A 10,071-nucleotide genomic window follows, 5' to 3' on the forward strand; every position below is an offset into this window, starting at 1 on the left:
AGTTAACGGGAGGGGAACGAACCGGGCTGTGGTGGTGAAGACCCTCCGCCCGGCGATCCCACCGGTCAATCCGAATGATGCACACACAGTTCCACTTTTGTTGTGCACAGTGAACCGACTCGGACATTTCGCCGAGCCCGTCACCCGCGGAGTCACCGGATGACGACGACGTTGTCGGCAGGGTTCTGCGGCGACAGCTCATCTCTTCGCCGCGGCGATGGACATCTCGCACATGTCTGCCCACCCGCGCTGTGCACACTGCCCTCCACGGAGCCCCCGAATTCCGTGCCTGGGGTGGAAACATCGCGACTGCAGCCGTCGGCTGCTCCGAGAACTCGGCGGCGAACGTGGACAGGGGATGCGATGACGTCGGCACGGCGGAAGCGGGCGGTGGTGCTCGTGGAGGACACGGGCACACCTCCCGCGCTCGCGGCGCTACTCACCGGTACGTTCGTGGGAACAGTGAGCAACGGCGTCGTCAACGTCCCGCTCTCCGACATCCTCTCCGACTTCGACGCACCGCTCGGCAGCGGAATCCTGGTCGTGGTCGGGTTCCTGCTCACCTTCTCCGCGACCATGCCGCTCGCGGGCTACGTGGGAGACCGGTTCGGGCGGCGTCGTATCTATTGCGGCGCGCTCCTGGTCACCGCCGTGTGCTCGGTGGGCGCCGCAACCGCGCCCAGTCTGGAGGTGCTGGTGGCCTGGCGGGCCCTGGCAGGATTGGCGGCTGCGGCCTTCGCCCCCGCCGTGATGGGCCTCATCGCCTGGTTGTTCGGTCCGAGTCGGCGAGCACGAGCGGTCGGAGCGTGGGCGAGTGTGAACGGAATCGGGCAGGCCGTCGGGCCCTCGGCGGGCGGCCTACTCGCCGATGCCGTCGGCTGGCGCTGGGTCTTCGTCCCGCTCGTTCCTGTCGCACTGCTCGGTTTCGCCCTCACCATGCGCTACGTCCCACAGTCTCCGAAGCTGATGGTGAAGCTCGATGCTGTCGGCGCAACGACCATGACAGCGGGTGCGGCGACGGCCATCCTGGGCGTCACGCTGCTCGGCTCCGCAACGACCGCGGGCTGGACGGCTCCGGCCGCTCTCTGCTCGTCGGTGGTGCTCCTGACCTATGCGATCGTGCACTGTTCGAGGGTTCGCGTCCCCTTCGTGGACATGCGTGCGGTGGCCGAACCACGATTCGCGCGGAGCGCCGTCGCGAGCTTCGCCCAGATGTTCGCACTGGGCGCGACTCTGCTCGCCGTGCCGCTGTTTCTGGTGACCGGAGGGACGAGCACCGGGGTGGCCGGGGTTCTGCTCGTCGCTCTCCCTGTGACGATGGCGCTGCTCGCACCCGTCGTCGGGCATTTCAGCGACCGGATCGGGCCACGCCTGGTCCTCCGTGCGGGATTGACCACGATCGCCCTCGCGCAGGTACTGCTCGCGGTCATCAGCGGCGTCACGGACCGACTCGTATGGATCGCGGGCGCACTCGTGCTCGCCGGCGTCGGTGTCGCGATGGTCCAGACACCCGCGGCGACGGGGTCCACGCGGTCGGCCGCGGGGCAACAGGGAAGTGCCTTGGGGCTGTTCAACTTGATGAGATTCGGAGGCTCCGCGGTGGGCGCCGCGTGGGTGTCCGTCGCGCTGCACCACTGGGACTACCCGATTCTGTTCTCCGCTGCGGCCACTGTCGCGGTACTCGGACTGCTCGCGTCGTTCGTGGGCACGGACCCGGAGAAACGCTCACGCGCTCAGCCGGCCCTCGAGTATCAGCGGTAGCTCATCTCCCGCGCCAGCGACGTCCCGAGCCGGTCGAGCAGGTCCAGCCGCAGCGCCAGCCACAGCGTGAACTGATTCTCGGGCTCGCGCACATCACAGTTGCACGCGCGCGACAACCGGTTGAGCTTCGAGAGCAACGTGTTTCGATGCATGTTCAATTCGCGTGCAGCAGCGTTGACGTTGCCTCCCTGTTCCAGGTAGGCGAGAAGGATCGCGTGGAGTTCGGTTCCCCGGACCGGACCGATCACGTCCGCCGTGAACTGCCGGCTGCGCTCGCTCTCGGCGATCTGTTCCAGGACACCGAACGAGCGGAGTTCGCGATACGCGATCGCACCGGACATGTGCATGCGGTCGGCGATGTCGAGCGCCACGCGTGCTTCGCGGTAGCTCTCGCGAATCCGGGCTGCACCGGCCGCGGCCGCACCGAAAGCGACAGCCGACGAGGAGTGACCGCGGACGGTCAGGTCGTTCGCCATCGCCTCCGCGTATCGCCGTACCTCCGCCTCGATCTCGGTGGCGGTGTCGGCTCTGACGGTGCGAACCACGACGAGGACGTCCCCCAGCACCGTGACGTACGAGCGAACGTCTCGGTGCGGCAGAACGCTTGCGGCGTATCGGGCCAACCGCAGCAACCGTCGGTCGGCGTGCGGCTCCGTGGCGTCGGCACGCACCGCGGAGGTCCTCGTGGCGAACACCGCGAAGGTCGCGTCGAGGTCGATGTCGTTGTACTCGGCACGGGCCCTCATCTTGTACTCGGACCCGAAACTCCCGTGGATGAGTGCCTGGACGAAGTCGCCGCGAGCCCGCTCCTCGGCCTCTTCGACGCTGCGCTGTCGCAGGATCTCCGACCCGATGATCGCCGTCGCCTGGCTCACCACGACTTCGTGCTGTGCAAGATCGTGAACCCCTGGCCGATCGCAACCGTGCAGGATCATCACCCACCCCTCGAAGTGCTTGCCGAGCCTGATCGGCGCGATCGTGCAACTGCGTTCGCCCTCCGGCGTCACGACGCCGAGGGTGGACGCCTCCTGGGCACCCCGAACGTCGCCGTGTTCGGAGAGCCGGTCGCGCAGGGGAACGACGACAGCCTCGAGAAGCGGCTTGTCGATTCCGTGGTGCGCGACCACCTCACCGCGTGGGTCGAGCACGACGGCGGGTGAGTGCGAGAGTGCCGCGACCTCGCGCAGGAGCATCGACATTCCCGCACCGCGATGCAGCAGCCCTGCAAGTGATTGGTGCACATGCGTCGCGTAGCGCATGACGTGCACCTCCTGTGTCAGCGTCCGCTCGGCCAGCAGTCGATTCAACGCGCCGAATCCGATCGGAAAGCTCAACTCGACGACCACGAGATCCGCGGGTATCAGGTCCCGGGTCACCGCGTCGGGCAGGGACCCGTCGACGATGATCGCCGAAGCACCCCGAGCAGCAAGGGAACTCATTCCAGCAGTCTTCGCGGAGAGTGATTCGGGACGCGCGTACACGACCGTGGCGGACAGATCGTCGTACCGGTTCATCACCTCGGTGAGAGGCAGCGCCCAGGTGACCGGAGCCTGTGTATCGGTCCCGTCGGACACGATGCGCGCGCCGTCCATGAGCGGTTCGTCCAGGAGGCCGCCGAGAGTGAGCCGAGGGTGTGATTCCATCGTGACCTGCTTTCACCGGGCGCTCGGAACGAGACTCGAGGGGCGATCCGGTTCTGGATACCAAGACAACCCGTCCACCACCATGTGCAGGATAACCGACCTACCCGCGATTCTCAGGTCATGTTGACACCTCCGTAACAGCAGGACAGCGCGTTTCATGAGGACCACGCCGCCGACCGAATCGCGGCGATTCCCACTCGAACCGCTATCGGAGGAGGACCGACCATGCATCGGATTCTGCGGATCACCCTCGACGACGCGCTCCCGATCCTGGCCGCCGGCGCGGCGAAGGCCGCCGAGATCGGCGTCCGGCAAACCCTGTGCGTATGCGACGACAGCGGAAACGTCATTGCGCTGCATCGGCTTCCACACGCGAGGATCACGGGGGTCGAGATCGCCATGGCCAAGGCCTACACCGCCGCAGGTCACGAGCGTGCGACACACCTGTTCAACGAACCGCCGAACGGCCCCGCACTTCCCGGCAACGAGGCCTTCGGCATCTCCCACATGCTGCCGGGCAAGTTCGCGATCTTCGTCGGCGGATTCCCGCTCGTCCACGAGGGGCAGGTCGTCGGTGGCGTCGGCATCAGCGGCGGCAACGGCGAGCAGGACAAGGCCGTCGGCGCCGCGATGCTCGCCGAGTTCGACGCACTGGCATCCGCCGGCGTCGCTGAGACGTGCACATTCGACGTGTTTCACCAGGATCGTCGGACACAGTGACCGTGGCACCGTCCTCCAGATCCTCCTAGCGTCTCGATTGTCGAAACGGTCTCTCCATGAGGGCTTTTCGACGAGCGCACCGCCAGTCCAGCACCACCGCACGCGATGCGGAACCGAACCCACCGTCGAAAGGACATCGACCATGACGACACTCATGGGACGTGACGAGTTCCGAGCCGCGCTCGAGGACGCGATCAAGGGACGAGAAGCCAAGAACGCGTCGTTCAGCAAGGCCTGGGCCGAGGGCAAGCTGACGAAGGACCACTTCGCCCGCTGGGCCGAGAACCACTACCACTACGTCGGACCGTTCGCCGACTACCTGGCGAACATCTACACCAACACTCCGGACCACTTCACCGACGCCAAGGACTTCACTCTGCAGAACATGTACGAGGAGGAGTTGGCCGACATCCGTCACACGGATCTCCTCATCAAGTTCGGGGAGGCGTGCGGTACGACCAAGGAACGCATCGAGAACCCCGACAACATGAGCGCCATCACCCGCGGCCTGCAGTCGTGGTGCTACGCGGTGTCGCAGCGCGAGCACTTCGTCGTCGCCACGGCAGCACTCGTCGTCGGCCTCGAGTCGCAGGTGCCGAGCATCTACAAGAAGCAGATCGTTCCGCTGCGCGAGGTGTACGGCTTCACCGAGGACGAGATCGAGTTCTTCGACCTTCACATCACGTCTGACGTGGTCCACGGTGAGCGCGGCTATCAGATCGTCCTCGACTGTGCCGACACGACGCAGTTGCAGCAGCGTTGCCTGCAGTTGGTGCGCTGGGGTGCGGAAATGCGGTTCTCGTACACGAAGGGTCTCTACGACACCTACGTGGCCGAAGACCTGGAACTGTCCACGATCTGATCACCACGGATCGCCGTGGGAGCCGGCCTGCCGGCTCCCACGGCAGGCCCGTCCTGACGAAGGGGACACATGGCTGACGATTCACCCGCGGTCGCCACCGACGCCGCTCACTGGGTTCTCGCCACCACGACGCGAGAGCTCGCGCGACGCCGCAAACTCCGTGTCGAGGTGGAGGACGAAGCGATAGCGCTCTTCATGGCCGGCGACCGCGTCTACGCCTTCGCCGACGTGTGCGTGCACCAGGACCGGTCGCTGGCCAAGGGAACACTGCTGCACGGCAGCGTCATCTGCCCCGGCCATCAGTGGCGGTTCGACCTGGAGACCGGCTACGAACCGGATCAGGACGTCTGCCAGCCCACCTTCCGGGTTCGCATCCACGACGACTCCGTCTACGTGGACCTGAGAAAGACCAGCGACGACTCCCCACGGAGGACGACTTCATGAGCATCGACACTGTCGCGATCGTCGGCGCCGGCCATGCGGCTGCTGCCACCGCTCGGACTCTGCGGCGTCGCGGATTCGACGGCACGGTGACCCTGCTCGGCGACGAGATTCGGGACCCCTATCAACGCCCACCTCTGTCGAAGGAGTTCCTGACAGGCGAACTCGACGACACGTCCCTGCCGCTGCTCACTCGGAAGTGGGTCGAGGACAACGACGTGACCGTCCGTAACGGGGCCCGAGTGAGCTCGATTGACACCGCCTCCCGGACGCTGATCGTCGAGGGCGGAGCGTCCCTGTCCGCCGACGCCGTGGTGATCGCGACCGGAGCCCGCCCGCGTGAGTTGCCGATGCTGCCGAAGGGGACTCCACGCGTCCACTACCTGCGGACCGTCGACGACGCTGCCCGCTTGCGTGACGGCCTTGCGACCTCCACCCGTGTCGCGCTGATCGGCGGCGGATTCATCGGACTCGAGATCGCCGCCGCGGCGCGGGCACGTGGAGTCGAGGTCACCGTCGTCGAATGCGAGCAACAGGTCCTGCGAGCCCGGCTGGGAACGCGGATCGCGGGAATGTGCGCCGACCTTCATCGGGAGAACGGAGTCGATCTTCGTTGCGGCGTCCACCTCGCAGCAGCCGAGGTCGACGAGCACCGAGCGCGCCTCCGATTGTCCGACGGCCGGGTCCTGGACGTCGACGAGGTCGTCGTCGGTATCGGAATCGAACCCAGCGTCGAGCTGGCCGCTGCGGCAGGCGTCCGGGTCGACAACGGGATCGTCGTGGACGAGATGGCGCGAACGTCCGTACCCGGCATCCATGCGGTGGGCGACGTGGCATCCCGCTATTCCGTCACCGCGGGACGACATCTGCGAATGGAGCATGTCGACGCCGCGAATCGCCAAGGGGCCGTCGTCGCCCGGACCATCATGGGCGAGCCTCGGCCCGATACGAGCGCACCGTGGTTCTGGTCCGATCAGTACGAACACAATCTTCAGTTCACCGGAAATCACGTCGGCGCAGGCGAACTGGTGTTTCGCGGAGACGTCGCGGAACGCGCCTTCTCGGCGTTCTACCTGCGCGAGGGCGTCGTCACGGCCGCCTTCGCGATCGATCGCGGCGAAGACATCATGGCGGCACGCGAGCTGCTGGGCCGCTCGTTCTCGCCCACGGCGCTGGCCGACGAGAGTTGCGACCTCTGGGAACTGGTCGAGGAAGGAATCGTGGCATGACCGATCGTACGGACGTCTCGGGCGCGAACTTCGTTGCAGGACGGTGGATTCCCGCCGAGTCCGGCGAGTACTTCGACAGCGTGAACCCCGCGGAGCCCGATGAGGTCGTCGGCAGCTTTCCGGCGTCCGGCGCGGCAGACGTCCATGCCGCCGTCGACGGACTGACGAAGGGCGCGCAGCAGTGGGCGGCAACCGCTCCCGAACGTCGGGCGCGCATCCTCGAAGCCGCGGCGGCGGAATTGGAATCGAGTGCAGCACAGCTCGTCGACGAGATGGTCCGCGAGGAGGGAAAGACGCGCGCCGAGGCCTCGGTGGAGGTCGGCCGCACGCCGTCGAACCTCCGCTTCTACGCGGCCGAGGCGGTCCGCGCCGGAGGAAGTACGTATCCGTCCGCCCCCGGGACCATAGTCTACACGATCCGTGAACCCGTCGGTTGCGTAGCCGCGATCACGCCGTGGAACTTCCCCCTGAACATCCCCTCACGCAAGATCGGCCCCGCACTGGCTGCCGGAAACACCGTGCTGTTCAAGCCGTCCGAGGTGACGCCGCTGCTCGGGCAGCGGCTCGTCGAGGCGCTTCTCGCCGGAGGGCTGCCCGAGGACGCGATCGCACGGCGGTGGCGACGCAGGCGCAGCGGTGGTCGCGGACGATCGCGTGGATGCGGTGACCTTCACCGGCTCGACCGGGGTCGGCCACGCGATCCACCGGCAGGTCGGACCGCATCGCCGTGTGCAGTTGGAGATGGGCGGCAAGAACCCCACCGTCGTGTTGCGCGACGCGGACATCGAGATGGCGGCCGCCACCGTGGTCAAAGGCGCCTTCGGGCTCTCCGGCCAGGCATGCACGGGGACCAGCCGGCTGATCGTGGTCGACGAGATCCACGACGACCTCGTGAGTGCCGTTCTGACTCGAATCGAGGGAATCGTCGTCGGAGACGGCCGAGACCCCGGCGTGACGATGGGGCCGCTGGCCAGCGCCGCCCAGCTCCGCAAGTACCACGAGTACGTCGCGTCGGGCGTCGCAGAAGGCGCCGTCCTTCGCACCGCGACGTCCGACTTCGACGGTCGCGGTGGCTATTTCGCTCGACCCGCGGTGTTCACCGAGACCACACCGGACATGCGCATCGTGCGCGAGGAGATCTTCGGCCCTGTCCTTGCCGTGCAGCGCGCTCGCGATCACGTCCAGGCGATCGAACTGGCCAACGCGACCGCGTTCGGTATGAGTGCCGCAGTCGTCACACGGGATCTGCAGCGTGCGATGGAATTCGCCGCGGAGTCTCGCACCGGCCTGGTCAAGATCAATCAGCCGACGACGGGGATGGCCATGAACGCTCCGTTCGGGGGGTACAAGGCTTCGAGCACACAGACGTTCAAGGAACAAGCCGGACCCTCGATGATGCAGTTCTACCAGTCGGAGAAAACGGTCTACCTCACCACGCCCGACGACTGACCGACACCCGACGACAGGAGAAGCCATGGAATACAAGAGAGTTGCGCGGTCGGGCCAGGTACCCGAGGGGATCGTTCGGCGGTTCTACGCCGACGAGTACGAAGTCGCCGTCTCCCGGCTCGACGGAAAGGCCTACGCCACGTCCAACTACTGCTCGCATCTGGATTGCCTGCTGTCGTCCGGCAAACTTGTCCAGGACGGTATCGGGTGTTCCTGTCATGGAAGCGCTTTCGATCTCGAGACCGGGGAACCGATCTGCCCACCTGCGACGGAGCCGATCAAGACCTACCCGTGCGAAGAACGCGACGGCGACATCTACGTGGGGATCGATCCCGCGGAGCCCCCCGAAGGCCCGAGGCGCCGGAAGCTGCGGTCCACCTCGTGACCGCGTACGGACACCGGCCTCCCACCATGGCCACCGAGGGAATGGTGGCCACCAGCCATCCACTGGCCACCGTGGCCGGCCTGCAGACGCTGGCCGCAGGAGGAAACGCGGTAGACGCGGCGCTTGCCGCAGCGGCCACGACTTGGCTGGCCCTTCCCGGCCAGTGCGGGATCGGTGGGGATGCGTTCGCGGTCGTCGCCGAGCCGGACGGGTCGGTCTGGACCGTCAACGGCAGCGGCTTCGGGCCCGACGGCGGCACGCCCGACTTCTACGCGGAACGTGGACTGTCGGCGGTTCCGCTCGACGGGCCGCTCGCGGTCGCGGTACCCGGTGCGCCTGCCGCCTTGGCTCTGCTGCACAGCCACGGAGCGACTCGGGACCTACGCGAACTGTGGGAACCCGCGGCTCGGATCGCCGATCGCGGTCTCCCGCACTCCCGTAAGACCCACGACGACGTACGCGACACGCTGGATGCGCTGTGTCTCGACAACTGTCTCCGAACGGCGTTCACCGATGGCGGCCGGGCACCCGTGGTGGGGTCACGGCATCCTCGGCCGGATCTCGGGAACACCATTCGCATGCTTGCGGCGGACCCGCGGTCTTTCTATCGCGGACCGCTCGCCGAACACTGCGTCGATGCACTGGTGGCCGGAGGTGCGCCGTTCAGCGGCGACGAATGGGAAGCGTCGGGTGTCGTCTCTCCGGAATCGGCGCTCACCACCCGGTACGGCGGAATGACGATCCATCAGACACCTGTGCCGTCAGCGGGGTGGATGGTCCTTCAGCAGGCTCGGTTGTGCGGCCCCGAACTCGGGACGATGCCGTGGCTGAGCGCCGATGCGATCGAGCGCATGGCGATCGCCGCTCGGCTCTCGTTCGAAGACCGACTCGCCTTCTGCGGTTCGGACAACGACGGCGCTCGTCGAGCACTCGACACGGAATCCATTGCACAGCGGCGCATGATGATGAACGACCGCACGAGAGATCGGCGGGCTTTCGCAGTCGGCGCCGGCGACACCACGTCGCTCGTCGTCGTCGACGGCGAGGGGCGCTCGGTCAGCTTCATACATTCGTTGGCATTCACGTTCGGAGCGAAGTTCACCGTCCCGGGAACCGGAATCCTGCTGAACAACAGGCTCGGCCGGGGCGCGTACCTCGTCGACGGCCACCCCAACGCGGTGAAACCACGGCGAAAGCCGTTGCACACTCTGAACGCGTGGGTGGTGACCGACGACGCCGGACACCTGGCTGCCGTCGGCAACACACCCGGCGGTGACGGACAGGTGCAGTGGAACATGCAACTGCTGTCACATCTTCTCGACCACGGACTGGACCCACAGGAGGCGGTGTCGGCCCCTCGGTTCACGGTGTTTCCGGGTTCGGACGCCGACACCGTGGGGATGGATCACGAGATTCGAGTCGAAGCGACCGTCGACGGCGCCACCCGTGCCGAACTGCGGCGCAGAGGCCACGAGGTTCGCGACATCGCGCCGTTGGGAGAGCCGGGCAGCGCCCAGGTGATCTCCGTGGATCCGACGGGATACCTGCTCGGTGGCAGCGATCCCCGACAGGAAGGAGTCG

8 protein-coding genes and 1 pseudogene are annotated in these 10,071 nt (G+C 66.7%); 8 read left to right on the plus strand and 1 reads right to left on the minus strand.

The window, feature by feature from the left end; genetic code table 11:
* The first annotated feature begins 363 nt into the window (after nucleotides 1-363).
* Nucleotides 364-1,761 carry an MFS transporter gene (locus RR1_RS20890; RefSeq protein WP_010839453.1) on the plus strand — a complete coding sequence of 466 codons (1,398 nt, stop codon included), beginning with the start codon at nucleotides 364-366 and terminating at the stop codon, nucleotides 1,759-1,761.
* Here RR1_RS20890 and RR1_RS20895 read toward each other — a convergent pair.
* Nucleotides 1,752-3,404, minus strand: coding sequence for a PucR family transcriptional regulator (locus tag RR1_RS20895; RefSeq protein ID WP_010839452.1), 1,653 nt, complete (start codon nucleotides 3,402-3,404; stop codon nucleotides 1,752-1,754). The genes RR1_RS20890 and RR1_RS20895 overlap by 10 nt on opposite strands.
* Before the next feature lie 225 nt (nucleotides 3,405-3,629).
* Between RR1_RS20895 and RR1_RS20900 the strand changes: the two genes are divergently transcribed.
* The 7 genes and pseudogenes from RR1_RS20900 to RR1_RS20930 all read left to right on the plus strand — a co-directional run.
* Complete coding sequence (locus RR1_RS20900; RefSeq protein WP_010839451.1) at nucleotides 3,630-4,124, plus strand: GlcG/HbpS family heme-binding protein; 495 nt, start codon at nucleotides 3,630-3,632, stop codon at nucleotides 4,122-4,124.
* A 142-nt stretch (nucleotides 4,125-4,266) separates the two neighbouring features.
* Nucleotides 4,267-4,986, plus strand: a complete 720-nt coding sequence (locus RR1_RS20905) for an iron-containing redox enzyme family protein (protein ID WP_010839450.1) — start codon at nucleotides 4,267-4,269, stop codon at nucleotides 4,984-4,986.
* 69 nt (nucleotides 4,987-5,055) lie between these two features.
* Nucleotides 5,056-5,430, plus strand: coding sequence for a Rieske (2Fe-2S) protein (locus RR1_RS20910; protein ID WP_010839449.1), 375 nt, complete (start codon nucleotides 5,056-5,058; stop codon nucleotides 5,428-5,430).
* The gene (locus tag RR1_RS20915) at nucleotides 5,427-6,656 is read left to right on the plus strand and encodes an NAD(P)/FAD-dependent oxidoreductase (RefSeq protein ID WP_010839448.1); all 1,230 of its coding nucleotides are present in this window, start codon (nucleotides 5,427-5,429) and stop codon (nucleotides 6,654-6,656) included. The genes RR1_RS20910 and RR1_RS20915 overlap by 4 nt, the downstream gene beginning before the upstream one ends.
* Nucleotides 6,653-8,105: pseudogene (locus RR1_RS20920) on the plus strand (aldehyde dehydrogenase family protein). The gene RR1_RS20915 and the pseudogene RR1_RS20920 overlap by 4 nt, the downstream one beginning before the upstream one ends.
* A 25-nt stretch (nucleotides 8,106-8,130) precedes the next feature.
* Complete coding sequence (locus tag RR1_RS20925; protein ID WP_010839445.1) at nucleotides 8,131-8,490, plus strand: Rieske (2Fe-2S) protein; 360 nt, start codon at nucleotides 8,131-8,133, stop codon at nucleotides 8,488-8,490.
* A gap of 26 nt (nucleotides 8,491-8,516) precedes the next feature.
* On the plus strand, nucleotides 8,517-10,071 hold a 1,555-nt coding region (locus RR1_RS20930; RefSeq protein WP_072713750.1), incomplete at its 3' end, for a gamma-glutamyltransferase family protein.

This window comes from Rhodococcus rhodnii NBRC 100604 (assembly GCF_001894925.1).
GTDB classification, from domain to species: Bacteria; Actinomycetota; Actinomycetes; order Mycobacteriales; family Mycobacteriaceae; genus Rhodococcus_F; species Rhodococcus_F rhodnii.

Coding starts and splice junctions, on each gene's coding strand:
- RR1_RS20890 (WP_010839453.1), top strand. CDS start 364: ATGACGTCGGCACGGCGGAAGCGGGCGGTGGTGCTCGTGGAGGACACG.
- RR1_RS20895 (WP_010839452.1), bottom strand. CDS start 3,404: ATGGAATCACACCCTCGGCTCACTCTCGGCGGCCTCCTGGACGAACCG.
- RR1_RS20900 (WP_010839451.1), top strand. CDS start 3,630: ATGCATCGGATTCTGCGGATCACCCTCGACGACGCGCTCCCGATCCTG.
- RR1_RS20905 (WP_010839450.1), top strand. CDS start 4,267: ATGACGACACTCATGGGACGTGACGAGTTCCGAGCCGCGCTCGAGGAC.
- RR1_RS20910 (WP_010839449.1), top strand. CDS start 5,056: ATGGCTGACGATTCACCCGCGGTCGCCACCGACGCCGCTCACTGGGTT.
- RR1_RS20915 (WP_010839448.1), top strand. CDS start 5,427: ATGAGCATCGACACTGTCGCGATCGTCGGCGCCGGCCATGCGGCTGCT.
- RR1_RS20925 (WP_010839445.1), top strand. CDS start 8,131: ATGGAATACAAGAGAGTTGCGCGGTCGGGCCAGGTACCCGAGGGGATC.